General features: G+C 40.9%; 24 protein-coding genes and 1 riboswitch. Of the genes, 23 read left to right on the top strand and 1 reads right to left on the bottom strand.

The window, feature by feature from the left end; all coding sequences use genetic code 11:
• Nucleotides 1–13: 13 nt before the first annotated feature.
• The 21 genes from RYX56_RS10950 (at nucleotide 14) to RYX56_RS11050 (ending at nucleotide 20,687) form a co-directional block, all read left to right on the top strand.
• Nucleotides 14–1,735, top strand: a complete 1,722-nt coding sequence (locus RYX56_RS10950; RefSeq protein WP_317122093.1) for a sensor domain-containing diguanylate cyclase — start codon at nucleotides 14–16, stop codon at nucleotides 1,733–1,735.
• Between the two features lie 236 nt (nucleotides 1,736–1,971).
• Complete coding sequence (locus RYX56_RS10955; protein WP_317122094.1) at nucleotides 1,972–2,787, top strand: hypothetical protein; 816 nt, start codon at nucleotides 1,972–1,974, stop codon at nucleotides 2,785–2,787.
• 87 nt (nucleotides 2,788–2,874) lie between these two features.
• Nucleotides 2,875–4,323 carry a hypothetical protein gene (locus RYX56_RS10960; protein ID WP_317122095.1) on the top strand — a complete coding sequence of 483 codons (1,449 nt, stop codon included), beginning with the start codon at nucleotides 2,875–2,877 and terminating at the stop codon, nucleotides 4,321–4,323.
• A gap of 12 nt (nucleotides 4,324–4,335) precedes the next feature.
• A complete protein-coding gene (locus RYX56_RS10965) occupies nucleotides 4,336–6,006 on the top strand; it encodes a GspE/PulE family protein (protein WP_317122096.1) in 1,671 nt (556 codons plus the stop codon).
• A 12-nt stretch (nucleotides 6,007–6,018) separates the two neighbouring features.
• Nucleotides 6,019–7,059 carry a type IV pilus twitching motility protein PilT gene (locus tag RYX56_RS10970; RefSeq protein WP_317122097.1) on the top strand — a complete coding sequence of 347 codons (1,041 nt, stop codon included), beginning with the start codon at nucleotides 6,019–6,021 and terminating at the stop codon, nucleotides 7,057–7,059.
• Nucleotides 7,060–8,268, top strand: coding sequence for a type II secretion system F family protein (locus RYX56_RS10975; protein WP_317122098.1), 1,209 nt, complete (start codon nucleotides 7,060–7,062; stop codon nucleotides 8,266–8,268).
• A gap of 88 nt (nucleotides 8,269–8,356) precedes the next feature.
• Nucleotides 8,357–8,440, top strand: a riboswitch (cyclic di-GMP riboswitch).
• A 92-nt stretch (nucleotides 8,441–8,532) separates the two neighbouring features.
• Nucleotides 8,533–8,982 carry a prepilin-type N-terminal cleavage/methylation domain-containing protein gene (locus RYX56_RS10980; protein ID WP_317122099.1) on the top strand — a complete coding sequence of 150 codons (450 nt, stop codon included), beginning with the start codon at nucleotides 8,533–8,535 and terminating at the stop codon, nucleotides 8,980–8,982.
• A 78-nt stretch (nucleotides 8,983–9,060) separates the two neighbouring features.
• On the top strand, nucleotides 9,061–9,822 hold the full coding sequence (locus RYX56_RS10985; RefSeq protein ID WP_317122100.1) for a prepilin peptidase: 762 nt from the start codon (nucleotides 9,061–9,063) through the stop codon (nucleotides 9,820–9,822).
• A gap of 47 nt (nucleotides 9,823–9,869) precedes the next feature.
• Nucleotides 9,870–10,850, top strand: a complete 981-nt coding sequence (pilM, locus tag RYX56_RS10990) for a type IV pilus biogenesis protein PilM (RefSeq protein ID WP_317122101.1) — start codon at nucleotides 9,870–9,872, stop codon at nucleotides 10,848–10,850.
• Nucleotides 10,850–11,440, top strand: a complete 591-nt coding sequence (locus RYX56_RS10995) for a PilN family protein (RefSeq protein WP_317122102.1) — start codon at nucleotides 10,850–10,852, stop codon at nucleotides 11,438–11,440. The genes pilM and RYX56_RS10995 overlap by 1 nt, the downstream gene beginning before the upstream one ends.
• Nucleotides 11,437–12,213: a type II secretion system protein M gene (locus RYX56_RS11000; RefSeq protein WP_317122103.1), complete on the top strand. Its 777-nt coding sequence runs from the start codon at nucleotides 11,437–11,439 to the stop codon at nucleotides 12,211–12,213. The genes RYX56_RS10995 and RYX56_RS11000 overlap by 4 nt, the downstream gene beginning before the upstream one ends.
• Before the next feature lie 130 nt (nucleotides 12,214–12,343).
• A complete protein-coding gene (locus RYX56_RS11005) occupies nucleotides 12,344–13,414 on the top strand; it encodes a hypothetical protein (protein WP_317122104.1) in 1,071 nt (356 codons plus the stop codon).
• A 151-nt stretch (nucleotides 13,415–13,565) separates the two neighbouring features.
• Nucleotides 13,566–14,141: a Maf family protein gene (locus RYX56_RS11010; RefSeq protein ID WP_317122105.1), complete on the top strand. Its 576-nt coding sequence runs from the start codon at nucleotides 13,566–13,568 to the stop codon at nucleotides 14,139–14,141.
• Nucleotides 14,142–14,194: 53 nt separating this feature from the next.
• Nucleotides 14,195–14,887, top strand: a complete 693-nt coding sequence (gene radC / locus RYX56_RS11015; protein WP_317122106.1) for a RadC family protein — start codon at nucleotides 14,195–14,197, stop codon at nucleotides 14,885–14,887.
• Nucleotides 14,888–15,050: 163 nt separating this feature from the next.
• Nucleotides 15,051–16,091 (top strand): rod shape-determining protein, encoded by a 1,041-nt coding sequence (locus RYX56_RS11020; protein ID WP_317122107.1) that lies wholly within the window; start codon nucleotides 15,051–15,053, stop codon nucleotides 16,089–16,091.
• Between the two features lie 13 nt (nucleotides 16,092–16,104).
• Nucleotides 16,105–16,977 (top strand): rod shape-determining protein MreC, encoded by an 873-nt coding sequence (gene mreC / locus RYX56_RS11025; RefSeq protein WP_317122108.1) that lies wholly within the window; start codon nucleotides 16,105–16,107, stop codon nucleotides 16,975–16,977.
• On the top strand, nucleotides 16,977–17,501 hold the full coding sequence (mreD, locus tag RYX56_RS11030) for a rod shape-determining protein MreD (protein WP_317122109.1): 525 nt from the start codon (nucleotides 16,977–16,979) through the stop codon (nucleotides 17,499–17,501). Before mreC ends, mreD begins: the two co-directional genes overlap by 1 nt.
• Nucleotides 17,502–17,679: 178 nt before the next feature.
• Entirely contained in the window at nucleotides 17,680–18,366 is a 687-nt protein-coding gene (minC, locus tag RYX56_RS11035; RefSeq protein ID WP_317122110.1) for a septum site-determining protein MinC, read from the top strand.
• A gap of 27 nt (nucleotides 18,367–18,393) precedes the next feature.
• A complete protein-coding gene (minD, locus tag RYX56_RS11040) occupies nucleotides 18,394–19,188 on the top strand; it encodes a septum site-determining protein MinD (RefSeq protein ID WP_317122111.1) in 795 nt (264 codons plus the stop codon).
• A 105-nt stretch (nucleotides 19,189–19,293) separates the two neighbouring features.
• The gene (locus tag RYX56_RS11045; RefSeq protein ID WP_317122112.1) at nucleotides 19,294–19,812 is read left to right on the top strand and encodes a type 1 glutamine amidotransferase domain-containing protein; all 519 of its coding nucleotides are present in this window, start codon (nucleotides 19,294–19,296) and stop codon (nucleotides 19,810–19,812) included.
• A 362-nt stretch (nucleotides 19,813–20,174) separates the two neighbouring features.
• Nucleotides 20,175–20,687 (top strand): MogA/MoaB family molybdenum cofactor biosynthesis protein, encoded by a 513-nt coding sequence (locus RYX56_RS11050; RefSeq protein ID WP_317122113.1) that lies wholly within the window; start codon nucleotides 20,175–20,177, stop codon nucleotides 20,685–20,687.
• Nucleotides 20,688–20,760: 73 nt separating this feature from the next.
• Here RYX56_RS11050 and RYX56_RS11055 read toward each other — a convergent pair whose 3' ends face one another.
• The gene (locus tag RYX56_RS11055; RefSeq protein ID WP_317122114.1) at nucleotides 20,761–21,684 is read right to left on the bottom strand and encodes an aldo/keto reductase; all 924 of its coding nucleotides are present in this window, start codon (nucleotides 21,682–21,684) and stop codon (nucleotides 20,761–20,763) included.
• A gap of 182 nt (nucleotides 21,685–21,866) precedes the next feature.
• Here RYX56_RS11055 and RYX56_RS11060 point away from each other — a divergent pair, with 182 nt between their 5' ends.
• Together RYX56_RS11060 and RYX56_RS11065 are read left to right on the top strand one after the other, a co-directional pair.
• Complete coding sequence (locus RYX56_RS11060) at nucleotides 21,867–22,667, top strand: peptidoglycan DD-metalloendopeptidase family protein (RefSeq protein WP_317122115.1); 801 nt, start codon at nucleotides 21,867–21,869, stop codon at nucleotides 22,665–22,667.
• Entirely contained in the window at nucleotides 22,660–23,532 is an 873-nt protein-coding gene (locus tag RYX56_RS11065) for a M50 family metallopeptidase (protein WP_317122116.1), read from the top strand. Before RYX56_RS11060 ends, RYX56_RS11065 begins: the two co-directional genes overlap by 8 nt.
• The last annotated feature ends 52 nt before the right edge of the window (nucleotides 23,533–23,584 follow it).

Here is a 23,584-nt window from a genome sequence, read left to right on the forward strand (position 1 = left end):
TGGGGGTGAAGGTGTGAAGAACGGTACTGAACGTATTCTTTGGTTTAGTTGGGTTGTTGTACTAATGATGTTAATTGCTTTATTAATCACAAGATCCAATAGCTACGAGTTTATCCTAGTGGACCTGTTCGCCTTTGCCGCCCTCACGACCTTAACTGCTGTCATGCCAATTAAATATAGAACCCATATGATTACGGTCTTTCAATGGGTAACGCTTGTTATTTTCTTGAAATTCGGATTAGTACTTGAATTACTGGTGACGCAGTTTGTGCTTTTTGGAGCATTGTATGCAACAGGTTTGAATAAAACCAACTTCTATCGAATACCATTAAATTCGCTTATTTTTTTATTGACCTCACTACTCGCTGCATGTGTTTTTTTTCTGTTTGGTGGCCAAACGAATCAACCGACTACATTAGCAACCTATAATGATTTTGCAGCACTTATTGCGTATGTGCTTACTTTCTTAGTTGCAAACCATTTCCTCATTTATCTTGTAAGACGATATTTATTTGCGCTAAAACGACAACAATTTTTTAAAGGGGTATTAATCGAATTAGCGACTGCAGCGCTTTTCTTTCCTTTAACCATTATTTTAATCATTTCATATGAACAAATGGGCATTAATGCGATCGGCTTTGCAGGATTAACCTTTATTGGAATTACGATTGTGCTACAACTTTATAATCAAAGTACGATTACGAATCACTTACTTAAAGAAGTGACGAAGTTTGGTTATGAATTAAATGCTTGCTTGACCCGTGAAGAATTATTTGAGCAATTGTCACTTAAGCTGAATGCATTTTTCAATTGGAATCAACTTCTTCTATATGAGGTGAATAATGAAAAAGTAGCTCTTTTGTATGCAGAGGATCAAAAAGGAGCAACTGTTCACCTTCAATTACGAAACGGAGAATCTTATAGTCGATACGCGCTAGAATCGAACTCTTTAATGGTAGCTGGAGCACGTAAGGAATGGGGCAAGCTTGGTAAGGAATTACCGCAAAACTTAGAGTCGATTATTGCCATTCCATTGAGACGAAAGCAAGAAATAGTCGGTCTTTTAACGATTACATCGTTAAAGCAAAGATCCTTTCGTGGTAATCAAATCATGATATTAGAAATTATGGCTAATATGCTTTCAATTGCACTTACCAATGTGAAAAGCTTCGAGAAAACAAAGCAACAAAGTGAACACTGTCCCTTAACAAACCTGTTCAACTTTAGGTATTTTGAGGAGCGATTAAAAGCGACTATTAATCAAGAAAAAGAACAACCAGTCTCACTCATTTTACTAGACCTCGATCACTTCAAGAAAGTTAATGATACATATGGTCATCAAAGTGGCAATGATGTCTTGTGTGGAGTAGCAGATCGGCTCAAACGACTTACGCCGATTGATGGGGTAGTAGCCAGATATGGGGGAGAAGAGTTTGTCATTCTCTTACCGAATACGACTGAAGAAGAGGCGACTTTTGTGGCGAGAGATATTTGGGATGAGCTCCGAACACATCCATTTGTGATTCAAGATGACCTCACTGATGCAAGAGAAATCGAGATCATTGTTACTGCTAGTATTGGGGTAGCGACTTCTAGTATAAATGAAGAGAACAATATGGATGATGCAGTAACGCTCATTCGCAAAGCTGACCGTGCGATGTATAACGGAGCGAAGCAGCAGGGTCGTGATAAAGTTGCATCATTTAACGAGATGAAAAAGATTCCCCACTTCTAAACATAAGAGGTGGATTTTTTTTTTTAGAAAAATATTGAGCGTGCGACATTTTGTGATCATTTTTCTATTTTTTGATATTTCTCTTGCTAGGTTGTAGTTGTTGCCATATCATCTACAGTAAGGAGATTGGGTGACCATCATCATAGTATGATAGTCAGCTAATACAAGAAGAAAAGATGATTGGTCTAGTAAGTATGTCTGATGTTTACTAGATTAGAAGGAGACTTAGAAACAACATGTATCCTCTATTAATGTTGGCGATCGGGACAGTTCTTTTAGTCGTGTTGTTGCGAAAGGTTCCCCTCCAAATCCCATTAAAACAACGCATGCAAGCCGTTTGTATTTCTAGTTTGCTTGTACTTTTAACTTTGTTATTATCCATTCTTTATACGTGGCAAATCGCTACACTTGCTTTCTGTGGTCTCTTTTTACTATTTGTTGTCGTATTTAGTAAGCAATTTGAGTATGAAGGACCAGTGGAGGACTCAGAGAATCATGAGCAACAGTACGAGGTAGCCCCACTTGCTGCAACTACCGCAGATGAATCTAGTATAGAAGACCAACCTTTAAGTGACGAATTATCAGTAGAGGCATTAAAGGTTGAGGAGCAGATTGCTGAAATGATAGAAGAAAATGCTTTTAAATCGGACCTTAGTCAGATAAAAGAACATGAAGAAATTGCTGAGGTTGAAAAGGGTGAGGAAGCCCTCCAACCTGACAATGAAGAAGAGCTGCTTGATTATTTTCAAAGCCGTCCCAAACAAATGTTAGGTGAAGAAATAGAAGAGAGTTCAGAGAGATCAGGAGTTAGTCGATTAAGATTGGAGATAGAAGAAGATGACGATGAGGTCAATGAAGATCTTCCTGTACGTATTCCTCCCAAAGTCGATTGGATGGAAGAAGACAAAGGCACAGAGGACCAACAAAGTGGCAAGGTCCATATACGTGAGGAGCAGTTCGAAGCTCCTCGTGCTAGTGAAGACGTTGAAGATGTTGCCGCAGTTAGGAAACGCTTATTTGAAGAATTAGAAATTGATGATAAAAAGGACTGACGGATGTTGATGCAGCAACCATTAATGCGTTCATTTCTGCTTTTGTTTGGATGCTCAGCTTTTTTATTTAGTATCACTTTAGGAGGAATGGCAGCCCTAGGGGGATTAGGAGGGAAAAGTGGTGCATATGAAACAGGTACAGAAATTGCTGGTGTATCGGTCGCCGGCATGAATGAAGCTGAAGCTAGAATAGAACTTGAAGAGGCGATCCGAACCTGGCATGAACAAGCAAGTCTTTCTCTTCATTTATTTGAAGAAACAGCCACCCTTCCTAGTAATGTAATTCAGTTTGAGATTGATCAAGCCCTACAAGAAGCGTCGAGTTCTCGCAATGTTGAGCTAGGTGCGACTGTAAACGAGCAACGTCTGCGTGATGCGGTTCACTCGTTGGCTCGCTATCAAGTTGCAGAATGGGTTGATTATGCGCTTTTTGCAGAGGACCTAACAAGCAAAGTGAACACTCTTTCGTCAAAGCGTCTATTAATCGATGTTAGTGAACAATTTCTACCGGCATATCAGCTTGAGGAGATATCGGTATCCTCTGTTGAACTAGGTCCGGTATCCTCAATGTATTTGCCACAATGGGCTGAAGCATTGGACGGATATCAGGTAGAAGCGAGGTCATTATTTTCATTACAAGATGCACTTCGAGAAAATAGGCAACCACTCTTGGATAGCAACGGACTTGATGGACTCGCAACTGGATTATTTCAGTTATTTGGGCAAACGAATATTCAAGTTATTGAGCGTCATATTGGTTTAACATTACCAGCTTATACGACGGCAGGTTATGCAGCGAGTGTTTCTCCTAGCTCAATGGATTTTAAAGCATATAATCCGAATCACTATACATATGAGCTCTCAGCTAGCTATAGTGGGGATCGCTTAGTATTAGCATTAATTGGGAAGCCGTTTATTCATGAGTATCAATTAACTGTAGAAAAAATAGAAGAGATTCATCCACGTACGATTGTTCATTTCTCACCAACTCGTCGAATAGGAGATAAGCAAGTAATGATTGAGGGAGAAATGGGCTACTCAGCTCATGTCTACCATATTGAACGATCGCTTGATGGAGAGGTCATCGTCAAGAAAAACATTGGAATTGATTACTACCCACCTCAGCACAAGATTGAAGAGTGGAGTTTACAAGAGCAACCAGCTACGGAGGAAGAGCAGAACCCTGTTGGTGGATATGATCCTATATTTGAACCAACAGACCCTAACCAACCAGTAGTGCCACCATGGTCTTATCCACAAGTCCCACCAGGAACAAATCCAGGAGCTCCGGGGGCAGCACCAGGGACCCTACCAAGTCCATCGCCAGGTGCAACCCCGGGTATAGATCCATCAACTGGAGGAGAGTATCCTACTTATCCGTACGACCGAAGCAATTCAACAGGTGGTCAAGGGGGAACGATCGGTAACGGATCTCAAGATGGGGTAGGTGGCATCCCCGGACAAACTTGGGAACCGAATCCATCTCTAGATGATTATAACGAAACAATTGAACCACCTGTTAAAGGAGAGGAGTAGAGGTGAAGCGTTATGGCGAGAGCACGTAAGCGTATAGGGGATTTATTGTTAGATGCTGGATTCTTAACAGAAGAGCAGTTAGAAACCGCTTTAGCGACCAAAAAAGAAGGGCAAAAGCTTGGCGATGCCTTGCTTGAGTGGAATTATATATCAGAGTCACAGTTAATCGAAGCGCTTGAGGTACAATTAGGGATCAAACAAATAAGCCTTTATCGATACCCAATTGATACGTCTTTAATGAAAATGGTTCCTAAAGAATTTGCTCTCCGTAATGAAGTGATTCCATTGAAAAAAGAGGGAAACCTCCTTTATGTAGCGATGGCTGATCCGATGGACTATTTTGCTATTGATGATTTGCGGATGTCAACAGGCTTTCAAATTGAGGCAGCCATTGCAACAAGAGATGAGATTCATCAAGCGATCGAGCGACATTATCAGCTTGATGATGCTTTTTTACAATCGCAACTCGATGACAAGGAACTTGAAGCGTTAGCGAATGCTAACCCAGCTGATGGAAATGAAGAAGATGCTCCGGTCATTAAATTGGTGAATCAAATCCTCCAAGCTGGACTTGTACAAAAAGCAAGTGATATACACATTGATCCGATGGAAAAGAAAATCATTATCAGATACCGTGTGGATGGCGTGTTAAAGACAGAACGAGTGTATCCTAGGCGAATTCAAAATTCACTTGTTGCTAGATTGAAGATTATGGCGAATTTAAATATTACAGAGACTCGTTTGCCACAAGATGGTCGCATTAAAACATCAATCCAAATGACCCCAATCGACTTACGGATCTCAACGCTTCCCACTATGTACGGTGAAAAAGTGGTGATTCGTATTCTAGATTTAGGGAGTACTTTAAACAAGCTATCACAGCTAGGGTTTAATAAAATTAATCATCAGCGTTTTCTAAAAATGATCGAACAACCATCTGGACTCATTTTAATTACAGGCCCCACTGGTTCGGGTAAATCTTCTACTCTATATGCTGCTTTAAATCATGTCCATACCGAGCAGGTGAACATTATAACGATTGAAGACCCTGTGGAATACCAAATCGAAGGGATTAATCAAGTTCAAGTGAATGCGCAAGTAGGACTGACATTTGCAGCTGGTTTACGCTCGGTACTAAGGCAAGATCCAAACATTGTTATGGTTGGGGAAATAAGAGATACCGAGACAGCTGAAATTGCCATCCGCGCATCGCTTACAGGACATCTCGTTTTAAGTACGTTACATACAAACAGCGCGATCGCAACGATTCCTCGATTGATTGATATGGGGATTGAGCCTTATCTTGTCGTTTCGTCCTTGTCAGGTGTAGTGGCACAACGTCTTGTCCGGAAAATATGTAAAGACTGTGCGATCTGGCATGAGCCGACGGAGATGGAGAGGAATTTATTTGAGAAACGTGGCATCAAGCCATCAAACGTTTGCCGAGGTAGTGGATGCCCAACTTGTAATGCAACTGGATATAAAGGTCGCTTGGCTATTCAAGAAGTGCTCGTTGTCACCGATGATATTCGCCAAATGATGATGAATAATAAATCAATGAGTGCCATTCGCCACTTTGCGATGCAACAAGGGATGATCTTTTTAGTAGATGACGGGTTATTGAAAGTGAAGCAAGGATTGACCACAGTGGAAGAAGTTTTACGTGTGGCGATGGATGAGTAGTGGAGGGGTAGCATGAAAGAGAGATTAGAGGCCTTACTAGTTGAAGCATTTGAACTCGGTGCATCAGATATCCACTTGACGGTGGGGGTTCCTCCTATTCTACGTATTAATGGAGAATTGAGGCACCACGGAGAAGAGATGTTAAAGCCAGTCGATACTGAAACGATGGCAAGAGCGGTTTTATCAGATGACCTTTGGAAGGTTTTTCAAAAAAGAGGTGAATTGGATTTCTCTCATGGCATCCCACGGGTGTCGCGCTTTCGTATCAATGCATACTTTCAACGCTCCTGTGTCTGTCTCGCCATTCGAGTCGTCCCAACGAAAATTCCGACGTTAGATGAGTTGATTATGCCGAGTGTTTTAAAAGAAATTGCCCAAAAACCTCAAGGGTTAGTGCTTGTTACTGGACCTACGGGAAGCGGGAAATCAACGACACTTGCCGCGATGATTAATGAAATTAATGAACAAACAAATAAGCATATTATTACGCTTGAAGACCCAATTGAGTATTTACATAAGCATAAACGCTCAATTATTAATCAACGAGAAGTCGGCTTTGACACACAAAACTTTGCGAATGGTTTACGAGGCTGCTTAAGACAAGATCCAGATATTATTTTAGTAGGGGAAATGAGAGATTTGGAAACGATCTCGATTGCGATTACGGCTGCTGAAACAGGCCATCTGGTACTTGGAACACTCCATACGACTGATGCACCAGCAACGATTGATCGTGTCATTGATGTGTTTCCTCCTGAACAACAGCCACAAGTACGGATTCAACTTGCTTCAGTATTAGGTGCGGTTGTTTCCCAACGTTTGTTTAAAACAGCTGATGGAAAGGGAAGACGAGCGGCTACCGAAATCCTTGTTAATAATTCAGCTGTGAAAAACTTGATCCGAAATGAAAAGATCCATCAAATTCCAAGTGTCATGCAAACGAGTCGCTCAAGTGGGATGCATACGCTTGAAATGTCGATTAAAGAGCTAATTGAAACAGGAGTTGTCGCGTATGAAAGTGTAAGTGCGTATTTGAATGAGAGTGGGATCTAAATGGCTATTTATAGATACACTGGACGTGACCGAAAAGGACAAGTGAAAAATGGCAAGGTCAAAGCGCCTTCCGAAAAACAAGCACGTCTGTTGCTTCGTGAAGACGGGATTGTGGTTCGCTCACTTGGAGAATCGACTAGTCTTCTTGATCGGGACATATTACTAGGTGGAAAAGGAGTACGTTCGCAAGACTTTGTGATTTATTTGAGACAATTCGCGACCTTATTGAAAGCGGGAATCTCCGTCGTCGATGCAACCGTCATTTTACGGGATCAGACAACGAGTAAAAAGCTAAAGTCTGCTTTATTTGAAGTAGAAGAAGAACTACGAGCAGGGAACCCATTTTCTTTTGCTGCTGAAAACCAAAAAAAAGTGTTCCCACCCCTTTTCGTCAATATGGCAAAAGCAGGAGAGCTTGGCGGGAATCTTGATGACATTCTAGAAAGGCTCGCAAGCTATTATGAGAAGCAGCATAAAACAAAGCAAAAAGTGATGTCAGCCATGTCATATCCACTCGTTGTTGGCTTTGTGGCCATCATCATCGTCATTTTCTTACTATCTTATGTGGTGCCGACATTTGCAGATATGTTTACTAGCTTTGATTCGGAGTTGCCTCTGATTACATTATTCGTCTTACAAGCGGGGGAGTTCTTTAGTCGAATATGGTGGATGCTTCCGTTCGTCGTTATCCTGTTTAGCGTCTTTCTACGAATGGTAAATGAACGAGCAGAGTTGCGTTACTATCGAGATCTCTTTATTTTACGAGTGCCGATTTTCGGGAAGCTCTTGCAAAAAGCTGCCCTAGCTAGAATGACGCGGACGTTAAGTTCTTTATTCGCTAGTTCTGTTCCGGTCTTGCAAGCCGTCTCGATTGTCGAACGTATTGTAGGAAATGAAGTGATTGCACGCGTCATTAAAGAGTCACGAAATTCCCTTGAACGGGGTGAATCAATTGCCGCACCGATGCATAAGCATTGGGTATTCCCTCCTTTAGTGACACAAATGATTGCCGTCGGGGAAAAAACAGGGTCGCTTGATACGATGCTTGATAAGGTGGCGGACTTTTATGAGTCAGAAGTTGAGGCTGGAACCGACCAAATAAAGTCATTAATTGAGCCGCTAATGATCGTGATACTTGCGTTCGTAGTCGGTATCATTGTCGCGGCAATTGCCATTCCGATGTTTGAAATTTTTGATGCGGTAGGTTAGTAAATTTTGCTAGACAAATGAAAGCTTTACCAGTAAACTTTCAGTAGAACCAATAGACTAGTTAATTAGGCATTACTTTTATGCGTAATCGAATATGGAAAGCTATGAACAACTATCTTTACATGGGCACTTGGGTAGTTTGGAGCAACTAGTGCAACCGGCCGATTTTGTAATGTACGCATGCAAGATTGGTTTTTTAGTAGTTTTAAAGTCACTCTTTGTCACGGAAAAAGGAAAGTTACATTCAAACGGAGGAACAAACAAATGAGAAAATGGTTTAAACACACGAAAAATGAAAAGGGTTTAACATTAGTTGAGCTACTAGCCGTTGTCGTCATCCTAGGAATTATCGCAGCAATCGCTGTACCGAGTATCGGCGGAATTATTGAAAACAGTAAGAAAGATGCTGCGATTTCCAATGCCCAGCAAGTGTTGAGTGCGGCGAGGTTGTATGCGGCAAGTGGTGGGGAAACTGCTACTCCAGTTTTAAATGGTTCAGGAATTTCTGAGTATCATGAGGACATTACAAATCCTTGGGGAAACGGTGCAGTGGATTATACAGTTAGCTTTGATGAAACAGTTCCCAAAATTAGCTTAAGTTTTGAAGACGGTAAATGTGATGTAGGATATGATAGTGATGGAAATGCCGAACCAATCAATGCAACAGATTTATCAAATGAAGGTCGTGGCGCTTGTTACGAGCCATCTAATTAATAACAAAATACTGCAAAGCCTATCCCACCCGATAGGCTTTTTCACTACATAAATACCACTACCCCCTAGGAGGCCGTTATGATTGATTGGTTGTTTATGATCTATTTATTTGTGTTCGGCTTGACTTTTGGGTCTTTTTTTAATGTGGTTGGCTTACGTGTGCCGGTGGGGGAATCAATTGTTGCACCCCGCTCGCATTGTACGACCTGTGATCGTGATTTAGCGACGAGAGAGTTAATTCCTGTTTTCTCTTTCCTCTTTCAAAAGGGGAAATGTCGGGGCTGCGGGACGAGGATTTCGCCTCTCTATCCGTTTATCGAGCTTATGACCGGGATTGCGTTTGTACTAGCTTATCTCGTTGTCGGCTGGTCATATGAACTGGTTGTTGCCTTCCTTCTTATCTCACTTCTTGCCATTATTTTTGTTAGCGATATACGCTATATGCTGATTCCAAATAAAATTTTGCTGTTCTTTGCCCCATTATATATTTTGCTTCGTTTAACGATTGCACCGCTTGCTCCTTGGTGGGATGCATTAATTGGTGCGGGAGTTGGCTTTGGCTTACTGCTGCTTATTGCAATAGTCAGTAAAGGTGGTATGGGTGGTGGAGATATTAAATTGTTTGCATTGCTAGGCTTAGTGCTTGGTTGGCAAAATGTCTTACTCGCCTTCTTTTTTTCCTGTTTCTATGGAACAATCATTGCTGGAGTTGGCATGTTGCTTGGCAAAGTGAAGCGAGGAAAGCCGATCCCGTTTGGGCCTTTTATCGTGCTTGGAACGATTACCGCTTATTTTTTTGGAAACTCTCTAGTAAAATGGTACATAGGTGTTTTCTTATAGTAAACTAGACATAACGGATGTCATTTTAATAGAAATGGTGAATGAAGATGAACCTATTTCAACAAGTAAAACAAAAGCGACATGCGCTGATCATCAAGGACCACGTCATTCGCTATATAAGTAGCAAGCAACCAGAGTTACATACGATTACGAATATACAGGAGCGTTATTTACCTCCTGGAGTCATCGTCAATGGTCAAATTGAAGATGAAGCTACATATCTAACAATCTTGTCAGAGTGTGTAGAAAATTGGAAATTAAAGCGGCAGTCGGTTCAATTTTGCTTGCCGAGTCAACATACGATTGTTCGTACTCATTTAATTGATGGAACGATCCCTGATGATGAGGTGAAAGGCCAGCTTTATTTGGATTTAGGAGAAAGCTTATTGCTGCCGTTCGATGATCCCATCTTTGATTATAAAGTCATTGGCTTAAAGAATGGTCAAAAAGAGGTCCTGCTTTTTGCCTCGAGAGAATCGATTTTACATCAGTACCTTGATGCATTTGCAGACGTCCACTTAAAACCGAATGCGGCTGAACTTTCAACATTGGCTGCCTATCGATTGTTTTATGAACTTGACCACACAGCGAGCGAGGCATACCTCATCCAAGTGCAAGTGGATACATTATTAACAACGATTACGATCTTCAAAGATCATCATCCGTTGTTCTTGAGTACGGTTGTACCCGACATGGACCGTGAAGGCTGGGTTCAAAAAGAACACGCTGAAGGTACGCAACTCATATGGTCGCAAAAGGAAGAACAACTCGATGAGCAGGTTCAAGAACTTTATCGTGAAATCGAAAAAGTGATTAACTTCTATCAATTTAATGTGTTAAAAGGGGAAGGGGAAATCTCGCAAATGTTACTTTGTGGAGATCATCCGCATCTTTTACAATTTCAACAGACGTTCCAACAACTATTCACATTAAAGGTCACCTCAATTGAACAACATACAAAACAAGATCCTCCGCCTCGCTACTATGATGCTGTAGGACTTGCCTTGAAAAAAGAGGTGTACGGATAATGCTTGTAGAAATAAATTTATTACCAGAGAAACCGCGGAAAAATTATACAAGCATTCTCTATGTTGGAGGGTTCGTTTTTTTGGTCTTCCTTGCTATTGCTAGTACGTTTCTCTATCAACGTCACATAAGCTCTGAAATAGAGGAGATCAAGCAAGAGGCTTATGACGTTCAAGTGGAAGCAGCCATTGTTACACAAGAGTTAACAGGCGTAGAGTTCTCAAATTTAGATCAAATCGAGCAAGCCGTTGTGCTGCTCGAATCCCATATTATACCTGCTTCCTTGGTTGTTGATTTTTTAGTCAGTCAGCTACCTGAACGTGGGTTTATCAGTCATTTTTCTTATACGCAACCAGAAGATGTCCAATTTGATATAAGCTTTGATCGACTAGAGGAAATCGCGCAATATTACGAAGCTCTTGACAGTAGTGAGCTTGTAGATGCTGTGAGATTATCGATCATTGATGCTCATGAGATGATGGATGACGAGGAGTATGAGATTGATTTTGATGAAGTGAAGTCACGTTATATAGCAAGCTTTGATTTACTATTAGACCGAGAGTACGCCCAGTCATTAGGTGAGAATCAATGAATGAGATGATGGTAAATAAAAAAGTATGGTTCATGGCCGGTGCTTTTCTTCTTGTCGGTTGTCTGATCTGGTTGTTTATGAGTATGGTCAAGCCGATGCAACTGGAAAGGCAAGAGGCCATAGAGCAGCTGGAGTATGAGCAATCTCAGTTAGCGGGAATTCAGCAGCAGGTTGAATCACAACCAATGGAAATCATTGAATCAAGTATGTTTGCACAACGCCAACTACCCGTTCGTCCCTTAGTAGACCAATTATTACTTACGTTTGCTCGTGCGGAGGGGATTGCAGATGTATACATTCTCTCAATTGATGTTCAGGCCGAAGTAGAAGATGGTTTTTCTACATTTTCACCCTCTAGCACGGTAGAAGTGGAGCAAGAGGAACAGCCGGATGAGGAAGTTGAGGACTTTATTGAAGTAGATCCTCAGGAAGAAGTTGAAACAGAGGCATCTGAGCCCGTTACCTCAAGTGCGGCGATTGAAGATGTGGAAGTCATTCGTTTTATGATTCGGATGAAAACAAATGAATATACAGGGTTAGCTCGTTTTGCAGAAGAACTAGATCGTAATGATCGAATGCTAAGCATCGATTCTATTTCGTATGTGGCACCAAAAGAGCGGGTGCTCGTTGAGGATGAACAGGAGTCGTTGGAATTTATGATGGTTGTGTCTGCATTTTATTTCCCGAGTGATGATGAACAACTTGAAGAGGAGCTTCCTCAAGTAGAGTATCCGAAGCCAGCAAACAAGAGCTCACCACTTTACAATCAGTAGACGAAGAATCTTTTATCTTCGTCTCTTTTTATACCATTTACTAGGATGTTTTTTTATTCTCTCGTTCTATCATTCCCCTTTAGTTAATAGACTAGAAGTAAGAACGTGTTGAGAGGAGAGAGGTGCTACGATGGATAGGGACAAGCGCACAATTTCGATCCGTTTAAACGGGGAGGAAAAGGTATTTAATGAATCAAAAGATGAGATTACAGCGGCACGTGATGAGCGAGCGGATGATGAAGTAATAGAGGGTGTCTCCATTCCACAACCTGATAATGTGATTGACTTCAATACAGTTCATACTGAGCGAGAAAAAAGGAAGATGCCATTTTGGGATGATGGCAATAGAGAGAGTGGGCCAAAACTTCCGGTCAATCGTAAAAAGAAATCAACGACATCCTTTTCGTTTTCAATGCCATCGCTACCTTCGTTTTCATCTTTTTCATTTATGCCAATTGCTATTATACTTTCGGCCATTATTGTCGGTGTAAGCTTTGGACTTGTTGTGTTAAATGTATTTACAGGTGGTGGGGAGTCGGCGGGAAATGCACCACAAGAAGCAACGACTGGTGCGATCCCAACCTTTCAATCAACGAGCTCAGCTATGCCATCGTTAGCAGTAGAAGTGATTCAAGGCGGGGCATTTTCAACTGTGGAAAAAGGGAAAGAGATGGCAGAGCAATTTCAAGCGAGTGGACTAGCTGCTGTTTTAACCGATACAACAGACCCGACTTACTTATTTGTAGGAGTAGGGGCTGAGCGGGCAGAGGCGAGCTCTCTAGCTGCGGTTGTAGAAGCGCAAGGTCAAGATACGTATTTAAAAACGTATCAAGTGAGCGGAGCTGAGGTGACGAATGCTAGTGAGGCTGCGATTGAGTGGTATTCTGATTCTTTTACGACTTTTTATGGAATGTTGAAACTAACAACAGACGGGCTAGCAAAAGGTGGGGGCGTTTCTGTTGAACAAGTTGAACATATAAAGCAGCAGCTTGGAGAACTTCAACAAAAGCGTGAATCGGCAATTGCTGAGGTTCCAGAGTCTGCTCAACCATCAACCCTCCTCATGGGTAGCGAGCTTGACGGGGCGAGTAAGCATATTGCCTCCTACGTTGATACACAGGACACAAAAGAACTGTGGAAAGCTCAACAGTCTTTGTTACGGGTACTAGTAGCTTATGAGCAAGTAGTGGCACTTTACTAATATGAAGTGGAAGTCTGCAAAGAAGGAAGCATCTTCTCTGCAGACTTTTTTATTTAAAATATTCTGAATATCATTTGTTTCACTAGTCATTATTTGGTATTCTTAATGTAACCTTGTACAATGAAGAAAAACATTGTTGAGGTGACCCTTCATGAAATCCTTTATTTTAGCCTCTGGTTCCCCCAGACGAAAAGAACTTCTCCAGCAAGCACGCTACACATTCTCTATTCAAACAAGTGATATAGACGAAATCGTCGAACCGCATTTAACCCCAAGTGAAGTCGTTTGCGAACTAGCGCGTCAAAAAGCTGAAGCAGTGGCAAAAACAAATCAAGATGCCGTTGTATTAGGTTCAGATACGATTGTTGTGTGTAATGATCAAATCTTAGGTAAACCAAAAGATCAAAACGAGGCAAGAGAGATGCTACAACGATTATCTGATCGCGACCATTCTGTTTTAACAGGTGTGGCGATTTCTGAAAAAGGTGAAACCATAACCTTTTTTGAGGAAACGGTTGTGCATTTTTATCCTCTTACTAGCGAAGAAATTGAACAATACTTACAAACAGGTGAGCCGTTTGATAAGGCAGGAAGCTATGGTATTCAAGGCTTTGGTGCGTACCTAGTTCAATCTATTTCTGGTGATTACAACAATGTCGTAGGACTCCCTTTAGCGAAGACGATGCGAGAACTACAAGCGTTTCATATTTACCCAACGATTCAATAAGAGATTGTACATTGACATCCCCCATATCCTCTACACTGAAAGGAGAATCCGAATTGACCCTACCCACCCTCTTAATTCGAGATATTCCAGCACAGGAAAGGCCTCGTGAACGATTGTTAAAAGAAGGGGCCAAAGCGTTAACAAACAAAGAAATCTTGGCGATTCTGCTAAGGAGTGGAACGAAAAAAGAGTCAGCTCTACAACTTGCAGGGAAGTTGTTAGTGGAATTTGATGGCCTTACTTTACTTAGAACAGCTACGATTGAAGAGTTGTGTAAGATTAATGGCATTGGAATAGCCAAAGCAGTTGAAATTCAGGCGGTCATGGAGATTGGCAGAAGAATGCATACGTTGCCAACGGAAGAGAAGTACGTGATTCGCTCTCCTGAAGACGTTTCGAATTATGTGATGGAGGATATGAGGTTTCTTACTCAAGAGCATTTTATCGCTCTTTACCTCAATACGAAGAATCATGTTCTCCATCGGCATACTTTGTTCATTGGTAGCTTGAATGCAAGTATTGTCCATCCTCGTGAAGTATTTAAAGAAGCTCTAAGACGATCGGCTGCTTCCGTTATTTGCTTGCATAATCACCCTTCTGGAGATCCAACGCCGAGTCGGGAGGATATCGAAGTCACAAAGCGTTTAAATGAAGCGGGGAAAGTGCTCGGAGTAGAGCTTTTAGATCATGTTATTATCGGTGATAGACAATTTATTAGCTTAAAGGAGCAAGGGCATATTATTTAGTGAATGATAGGGATATGGGTAGCTTTTTTGGTAGAAGGACTCATCTTTCATATGAAACAAAAGGTGGAAATTTTGTGGTGGGGAACTTAAGGCTATTTTTTTAGACAAATGTTCGATATAATAAAGGTTATGATTTCAGATAAGTCTGAAGGGAGATACATAGATGTTTGGTGGGTTTTCAAGAGATATAGGAATTGACTTAGGTACAGCGAATACGCTTGTATATGTGAAAGGAAAAGGAATTGTGGTGCGAGAGCCTTCGGTTGTTGCACTTCGTACAGATACAGGTTCAATTGAAGCAGTCGGTAATGATGCGAAAAATATGATCGGGCGTACGCCTGGGAATATTGTAGCTGTTCGACCGATGAAAGATGGGGTCATTGCTGATTTTGATACAACGGCAACAATGATTAAATACTTCATCCGTCAAACAGTTAAAAATCGTTCGATCTTCACGCGTAAACCATCTGTTATGGTATGTGTACCAACAGGGATTACAGCCGTTGAAAAGCGTGCAGTTGAAGATGCAACGAAGCAAGCAGGTGCTAAAGAGGCTTATACATTAGAAGAGCCTTTTGCAGCGGCCATTGGTGCAGAACTTCCAGTATGGGAGCCGACAGGTAGTATGGTCGTAGACATCGGTGGGGGTACAACTGAAGTTGCAATTATTTCCCTTGGTGGAATTGTTACAAGCCAATCGATTCGAGTGGCTGGTGATGAAATGGATGATGCGATCATTCATTACGTTAAAAAGACGTATAACTTAATGATCGGTGAGCGTACAGCAGAGACATTGAAAATGGAAATCGGTTCAGCAGGTTCTCCTGAAGGTGTCGATGATATGGACATTCGTGGACGTGACCTTGTATCAGGCCTTCCAAAGACCATTTCTGTTACAGCAGAAGAAATTTCTAAGGCATTAGCTGATACAGTAACAACGATTATTGAATCAGTGAAAAATACACTTGAGCAATCACCGCCAGAACTTGCGGCTGATATTATTGACCGCGGAATTGTGTTAACTGGTGGAGGGGCGTTGTTACGCAACCTAGATCGTGTGCTAAGTGATGAAACAAACATGCCTGTAATCGTAGCGGAAAATCCTCTAGATTGCGTGGCCATTGGGACGGGCAGAGCTCTTGAAAATTTACATTTATTCCGTTCAAAAGCTGGAATAACGTCACGTTCTGATAGAAAATCGTAAGTAGGTGTCTAGTATGCCATCCTTTTTCTCAAACAAAAAATTAATTATCCTTCTTGTCAGCATTATCATTTTGATGGCGTTGATTGGTTATTCGTTATCTGATCGTGAAAATACAACACGTCCAGAGCAATTTATGAGAGATACGGTTGGATGGGTGCAGACAATGTTCTCAAAACCCGCACATTCTGTGGCGGGTTTCTTTGAGAGCGTTTCTGATATTCGAAACGTGTATGAGGAAAATAAACTCTTAAAATCACGTCTTGAAGAATATGCCCAAATATCCGTAGAACGTAATCTCCTTCGTGATGAAAATGAAACACTGCGAGACATGATCGATTTAGAAGAAAGTTTAAGTGATTATTTAATGCGAACAGCTGTGGTCATTCATCGTAATCCAGATCGTTGGAGTGACTATATTGCAATCAATCGAGGATCACAACACGGGATTGAACCGAATATGGCGATTGTTGACTCCCAAGGTGGACTAATTGGGAAAGTGAAGAGGACAAGCCAATTCAGTTCATTTGTTCAATTATTATCTGATAATGATCGTACCAACCGCGTATCAGCTAAAATTATCGGCGATCAAACTCTAAATGGCTTTATCGAAGGGTATGACGAAGATCGAGGCTTACTCATAATGAGAAAGCTAGATATTGAGGCTGAAATTGAAGAAGAACAAATGGTTACAACCTCAGGTCTTGGAGGCGTCTATCCTGAAGGTTTGTTAATTGGCGAAGTCGTAGAAGCTGAGCCGGATGAGTATGGACTAACTCAAAATGTCTATATTAAGCCAACAGCAGATTTCTACTCATTAAACTATGTTTATGTGATTGAGAGAACAAGTACGTCTATTGACCCAGAGTTATTGGAGGAGGATTTGTAGTGAGTCGTGCATATCTTCCAACGCTGCTTTTACTTACTCTAGTGATCGAAGGTAGTCTATTTCCATTTTTTATGCCTGAACGTTATGGTTCTGATTTAACAATGGTGCCACGATTTCTAGTTGTCTTCCTTGTTTTTATTGGGATCTACACCGGAAGAAGTACAAGTTTACTTTATGCGCTTTGTTTTGGTGTGATCTATGATGTTGTATATACCGAATTACTAGGAGTTTATGTATTTGGTTTTGCAGTAGTAGGGTATGTATTTGCTCTATCTTATAAACAAATTCAAGATAGTATTCTCGTGCCCCTACTTCTTGCTCTTGTTGCGGTTGCTTTGTTTGATTATTATCAGTATGGTTTATTTCGTTTAATTGGAATCACTGATATGGGAGCTTACACGTTCGTTATAGAACGTTTGCTGCCAACCTTACTATTAAACGGAGCGTGGGCGATTGTGATGCTTTATCCAGTCAAGAAGCTTTGTGAGCATGTTCAGCATCATTCAAGGCTACGTGAGAGATAACTTGTAAAATCGACAAATTCTAAAAAAATTCACAGACATCTAGTTGTGAAAGAGGGATTTTCCCCTTACATGTTGAATTAAACTATCAATCACCGATTTGAGCCTTTTTACTCATGACTTTGCCTGAGACGTTAATGAGGCAGGTTTCGAATGCGAGTGTGTCTGAGGTGAACGTTGAATGACGCAGAAAAAACAACATGTTACGATAAAAGGAACGAAAGATGGACTGATTTTTCTATTAGATGACCACTGTTCATATGATAGTTTACTAGAAGAATTGTATGATAAACTGTCTACTAAGCACTATCAAGGCTCTGATGAACCTGATGTGAAAGTGAATGTGAAAGTTGGTCATCGGTATTTAACAGAGGAACAGTCAGAAGAAATTACAAGGATTATTACAGAAGGTCGTAACCTTGCGATCGAACAGATCCATTCAGAAGTATTAACAAAACAAGAAGCTGAGCTGCTACGACAAGAGTCTCAAGTGGTGACACTAACGAGAGTCGTGCGTTCCGGGCAAGTATTAAAGGTTCGTGGTGACCTTTTGCTTGTTGGAGATGTGAATCCAAGCGGTACAGTAATGGCCACAGGTAATATCTTTGTGATGGGTGCCTTGCGCGGTGTAGCACATGCAGGCTTTGAAGGCGACACACGCGCGGTTATTTCAGCTGCACTTATGAGTCCCGCGCAACTCAGAATTGCTAAGGAGATCCACCATTTTGGTGAGGATGAAAAAGAAGCAGCGATGGAGAGTGCGCATCTAGATGATGAGTCAGGAGCCTTCGTATTAGAAAGGGTTCAACAATTGATCCATCATCGTCCAGAGCTTCAAAAGAATGATTCACAAATAATAGATGGATGACGCGTGGAATAGAAAGGGGTCATGAGCATGGGAGAAGCAATAGTCATTACAAGTGGTAAAGGTGGAGTTGGTAAAACAACGACCACTGCCAACATCGGTACTTCCCTTGCGCTTTCAGGAAAGAAAGTTTGTTTAGTTGATACAGACATCGGGCTTCGAAATCTTGATGTTGTCATGGGGCTCGAAAATCGCATCATTTATGATTTAGTAGATGTGGTTGAAGGCCGTTGTAAGTTAAAGCAAGCACTCATTAAAGATAAACGTTTTGAATGTTTGTACTTACTACCAGCTGCTCAAACGAAAGATAAGCATTCTGTTGAGCCAGAACAAATGAAACATATTGTGAATGAATTGAAGCAAGAATATGATTACGTTCTAATTGATTGCCCAGCGGGTATTGAGCAAGGCTTTAAAAATGCTGTTGCAGGTGCTGATAAAGCAATTGTTGTTACAACACCTGAGACTTCTGCTGTACGTGATGCCGATCGAATTATTGGTTTACTTGAACAAGAAGACGTATCAGCTCCGAAGCTTGTCGTCAATCGAATTCGTGGACATATGATGAAAAATGGAGAAATGCTCGATGTGGACGAGATTGCTTCCATTTTAGCTATTGATTTAATTGGAATTGTTGTGGATGATGAGGATGTCATTAAGTACTCCAATAAAGGAGAACCTATTGCCTTACATACTGGGAGCAAAGCCTCCATTGCCTACCGCAATATTGCTAGACGTATTTTAGGAGAGTCGGTTCCATTAATGTCTCTAGAAGAGGAAAAAGGAATCTTCGCTAAGATTAAGAAATTTTTCGGTGTGCGTTAAACCATCTGTATTCTTAGATGGTTTTCTTTTTTTCTATTGTAAAATGTTTAAGCTACTGAGCAAAGGGTATTCTATCACTAGAATCAGCTAAAGGAGTGATAAATCGTGGGTAAGAAGATTGCGGTAGTTATTACGGATTTATTTGAAGATGTGGAATTTACGGATCCTGCAAATGCTTTTCGTGAAGCAGGTCATGAACTAGTCACGATTGAAAAAGAAGCTGGCGCGAAGGTTACTGGTAAGAATGACGAAGAAACCGTAACTATTGATAAAGGAATTGACGAGGTATCAGCAGGTGATTTTGATGCGCTGTTTATTCCAGGTGGTTTCTCTCCGGATATTCTTCGTGGAGATGATCGCTTTGTTGCATTTGCTAAGGAATTTGCAACAAATGATAAGCCGATTATGGCGATCTGCCATGGTCCACAATTATTAATAACAGCCGAAGTATTAAATGGACGCGATGTGACTGGATTTAAGTCGATTCATGTAGATTTAAAAAATGCTGGGGCAAAACTTCATGATGAAGAGGTTATTGTTTGTGGTGGTAACTTAGTCACGAGCCGAACTCCAGATGACCTGCCAGCATTTAACCGAGAATCACTAAACGTATTAAGTTCTTAAACGTAAGCGGCTCCCAACTTTTATGGGGGCCATTCTTATCTTATGACACTCAATGCTTATCCTTTACAGCTTCGACTATCTAAACCTTCAAGTTTGATTTATTCGGAAAAAGTAAGCCTCATATGGGATTTACTGTAAACACTTTTAATGCATGATGACGAGTAGACATGATTTTCTTATATATGAGAAAATTTCTTTATATACGCTCGCCCTTGTTCATTAGAATCGTTCAGTTCACATATCCTACTTAAATCCTCCTTTTTATACTGCATCCCCGTCATCTCAAGGGCTGCGGTTTTGCTGTGGGAAATCTATGTTATTATAATTGAAAAGTTATTTTGTTAATCTAAGGGGGGCTCAATATGCCGATAGAGGAAAATAAAAATGAAGCACCAGCATTAGTTCGATGCATGATATTAACGGTTTCAGATACTAAAACGTATGACACTGACAAAAGCGCTAAACTGATTCGTGATTTATTAGAAGAGGGCGGACATAGTGTTACGGAATACCAGATTGTGAGAGATGAATACAGCCAAATTCAACACTGGTTAAAAATCGCAGCGAGCCGTGCTGACATTGATGCGATACTTATTACCGGTGGAACGGGGATTGCCCTACGTGACACTACACATGAAGCGGTTCGTGATAGTCTAGATAAAGAGATGCCAGGCTTCGGAGAGATCTTTAGGTACTTAAGCTTTGTTGAAGATGTGGGAACAGCAGCCATTATTAGTCGCGCAATTGCTGGAGTTCGTGATGGTAAAGCCATTTTCTCAATGCCAGGGTCAACTGGAGCTGTTAAGTTGGCGATGGACCGGATTATTGTTCCGGAACTTGGTCATGTAATGCGCGAGATTTTAAAAGATCGTTAACATGTTGATAGAGGATTTCAACCAAAATAAAAAGGAGGAAGGTTTCTATCACTGAAACCTTCCTTCTTTTCTATTATTGGCGATGTTGTTCGTAAGTAGAGGCCTTTGTTATTGATTTTAGAAAGTCTACTTGTTCACGTGTAAGCGACTCAGTGTTAATGGCTCTTATATTATCCTCTATTTGTTCGATGCTGCTGGCTCCTGCTACGACTGCCGCTACGGTCTCATGAGCAAGACAATAATGTATAGCTTGCTCTGATAAGGGACGATTTAGAGTGCTGTTTGTCTTTAATTGTTCTTGCAAGGTTTTTAATTCCTCAAATGAATAATCAAGATATCCCTTCTCTTGTATCGATTCTGATGCAGCACTTAGAGGCTTGCTCGTTAAAAGTCCTTTAGCAAGAGGACCTCTTGCCACAACAGAGATATTATTTGACTGTAATAAGTCAAACCACTCTTCCGGTCTACGGTCTAGTAAGCTATATTGCATCATCACGCTGACAATCGATGAACGTATAACATACTCTTTAATGACGTTTGGTCTAATAGAGGAGATTCCATAATATCTTATGACACCTTCTTGCTTTAACTCTTCAAACGCTTCAATTGTCTCATCAATATGATCCTCGATGGTACCTCCGTGTAATTGATAGAGGTCGATATAGTCAGTCTGTAGCCTGTTCAGACTATCTTTAACTGCTTTTTTGATATGTTTTTTAGAAGGATCCCACTCCCAGCCTTCTTCATCTGTCTCAAAACGATTTCCGGCCTTTGTTGCTAGAATCAGGTCTTGTCTGCGATGCTTGATTGCATTTCCTACAAATTGTTCGTTCAAACCTTTATCATATAGATCGGCCGTATCAAAATAGTTAATTCCGGCATCTAAAGCTGCATCAATCAGTTGCGTAGCGTAATTTTGATCGGTTCCAAGTGACATGCAGCCAAGAGCTAATTCACTTACTTCTAGATCAGAGTGACCAATTTTTCTCTTTCTCATAGGTAATTCTCTCCTTTTCACTATTGAACTATGTAAGGTGATACTTTTTATCGGTTGGTACGCTTCAACGCTTAGTCTATCCATAGAAGCCTTCCTTATTTCCTCTTCCCGATTATGTCATATCAAAAACGGACAAGTCATATAGTTATTGTAACAAGTTCACGATAAAGGTGGAATGAGACATGTCCAAGGAATTAAATAAGGTTCGTAAACGCTTTGAGTCAAGAAGAAGAGAAATTAAAGGAAATGTAGCCGAAAGAGAGAGGTCGGCTCCTATGCTTATGAATAGACATGAGGAAGCGAGAGAAGAGCTAGACTTTTATATGGAACCAACGGCATACAAAAGTAGTGCTCCTCCGCTTAAAAAGGGACAAGATTTCTTCTTAATACGAGCGATGGTCGCCGTCTGTATTTTTCTGATCATCGCCATCATGTTTAAAACAGGTGCTCCTCAATTTGAAGGGGCAAGGCAATTTGTGAAAAGTTCTTATGAACAAGAATTTCAATTTGCAGCAGTGGCCAATTGGTATGAAAATCAATTTGGCAGACCCCTTGCTCTTCTCCCTGAACGAAATGATGTCGCATTGGGCGATTTGAATGAAGAGGAACCGGAAGCAGAAATGGTCTATGCAGTACCGGCATCTGGTGTGATAAGTGAAGGCTTTGAACAGAATGGGAAAGGCGTATACATTGAAACAAGTGTAGATATAAGTGTAGAAGCCGCAAAAGGTGGTTATGTCATCACGGTAGGTGGAGTGGATGATGAGGAGCTTGGAAAAGCAGTCGTTGTCCAACATTATGATGGGACTGAATCGGTTTATGGACTATTAGAAGATATTAAAGTCAATATGTATGATCATATACAAGCTGGTCATGAGATTGGGACTGTTTCGATTAATGAAGAAGGGAGAGGCGTATACTACTTTGCTCTTAAACAAGGAGATCAGTATATTGACCCAAGTGATGTGATTTCCTTTGAGTAGTATTTGGTTCTTGCTTCGCAAAATGAAAATCAACCCTTTCTTTTGGTTCGTATTAGGGATCGGGGTTGTGACCGGTTATTTTCGTGAAGTGCTGCTAGTTTTTGCAATCGTATTTATACATGAGATGGGGCACGCGCTTGCGGCTCATTACTTTAAGTGGACCATTTATAAAATTGAACTGCTTCCCTTTGGAGGAGTAGCAGAGGTTGAAGATAGTGGGAACCGTCCTATAAAAGAAGAGTTAATCGTTATTCTATCAGGACCTCTTCAACATCTCTGGATGATCGGTTTATCTTTCCTTCTCGTCCATTTTAATATTTGGTCCGAGACCACACATGAATTGTTTATCTGGCATAACGCAACGATTCTCCTCATTAACTTAGTGCCGATTTTACCATTAGACGGTGGAAGGCTTGTGCAACTTCTTTATATGAATTATTATTCCTATCATTATGCTTTGCGTAAATCGTGGTCCACTTCTGTGGGCGTGTTGGCAGTGGTGATGACTTTAAGCGTGTTGCTTCTACCCTTCCATTTGAACTTATGGGTAGTACTAAGCTTTTTAGCTATTGTTCATTATTTAGAATGGAAGCAAAGACATTATCGAATGATGCGCTTTTTACTTGGTAGACCCCAGGCCTATGATACTCACCTTCAAGATGTAGGACTTAAATCAGTTCCTGTTACGGCTAATATGTTCTTATTGGATGGGATGAAAAAAATGTACAGAGGCTATCTTCATCAATTTCACTATTTAGACCCAAAAACGAAAGAGCGAGTGACGATCGATGAGAAAAAAGTGTTAGATACCCTGGTTAGGAAAAAACAATGGAAGCTTACATTTAAAGAGATCATGATTAAGTAAGGGGAAGCTGCTGATAAAATGGCAGCTTCTTTTTGATGATTAGGAAAAACTG

It is taken from the genome of Alkalihalophilus lindianensis (assembly GCF_032843265.1).
Taxonomy (GTDB): domain Bacteria; phylum Bacillota; class Bacilli; order Bacillales; family Bacillaceae_D; genus Alkalihalophilus; species Alkalihalophilus lindianensis.

Coding starts and splice junctions, on each gene's coding strand:
- minC (WP_317122110.1), top strand. CDS start 17,680: ATGACGCAGAAAAAACAACATGTTACGATAAAAGGAACGAAAGATGGA.
- RYX56_RS11005 (WP_317122104.1), top strand. CDS start 12,344: ATGGATAGGGACAAGCGCACAATTTCGATCCGTTTAAACGGGGAGGAA.
- RYX56_RS10995 (WP_317122102.1), top strand. CDS start 10,850: ATGCTTGTAGAAATAAATTTATTACCAGAGAAACCGCGGAAAAATTAT.
- RYX56_RS11020 (WP_317122107.1), top strand. CDS start 15,051: ATGTTTGGTGGGTTTTCAAGAGATATAGGAATTGACTTAGGTACAGCG.
- RYX56_RS11000 (WP_317122103.1), top strand. CDS start 11,437: ATGAATGAGATGATGGTAAATAAAAAAGTATGGTTCATGGCCGGTGCT.
- RYX56_RS10955 (WP_317122094.1), top strand. CDS start 1,972: ATGTATCCTCTATTAATGTTGGCGATCGGGACAGTTCTTTTAGTCGTG.
- RYX56_RS11050 (WP_317122113.1), top strand. CDS start 20,175: ATGCCGATAGAGGAAAATAAAAATGAAGCACCAGCATTAGTTCGATGC.
- RYX56_RS11010 (WP_317122105.1), top strand. CDS start 13,566: ATGAAATCCTTTATTTTAGCCTCTGGTTCCCCCAGACGAAAAGAACTT.
- RYX56_RS11055 (WP_317122114.1), bottom strand. CDS start 21,684: ATGAGAAAGAGAAAAATTGGTCACTCTGATCTAGAAGTAAGTGAATTA.
- mreC (WP_317122108.1), top strand. CDS start 16,105: ATGCCATCCTTTTTCTCAAACAAAAAATTAATTATCCTTCTTGTCAGC.
- RYX56_RS10960 (WP_317122095.1), top strand. CDS start 2,875: ATGGCAGCCCTAGGGGGATTAGGAGGGAAAAGTGGTGCATATGAAACA.
- RYX56_RS10965 (WP_317122096.1), top strand. CDS start 4,336: ATGGCGAGAGCACGTAAGCGTATAGGGGATTTATTGTTAGATGCTGGA.
- pilM (WP_317122101.1), top strand. CDS start 9,870: ATGAACCTATTTCAACAAGTAAAACAAAAGCGACATGCGCTGATCATC.
- RYX56_RS10975 (WP_317122098.1), top strand. CDS start 7,060: ATGGCTATTTATAGATACACTGGACGTGACCGAAAAGGACAAGTGAAA.
- RYX56_RS10970 (WP_317122097.1), top strand. CDS start 6,019: ATGAAAGAGAGATTAGAGGCCTTACTAGTTGAAGCATTTGAACTCGGT.
- RYX56_RS10980 (WP_317122099.1), top strand. CDS start 8,533: ATGAGAAAATGGTTTAAACACACGAAAAATGAAAAGGGTTTAACATTA.
- RYX56_RS10985 (WP_317122100.1), top strand. CDS start 9,061: ATGATTGATTGGTTGTTTATGATCTATTTATTTGTGTTCGGCTTGACT.
- minD (WP_317122111.1), top strand. CDS start 18,394: ATGGGAGAAGCAATAGTCATTACAAGTGGTAAAGGTGGAGTTGGTAAA.
- RYX56_RS11060 (WP_317122115.1), top strand. CDS start 21,867: ATGTCCAAGGAATTAAATAAGGTTCGTAAACGCTTTGAGTCAAGAAGA.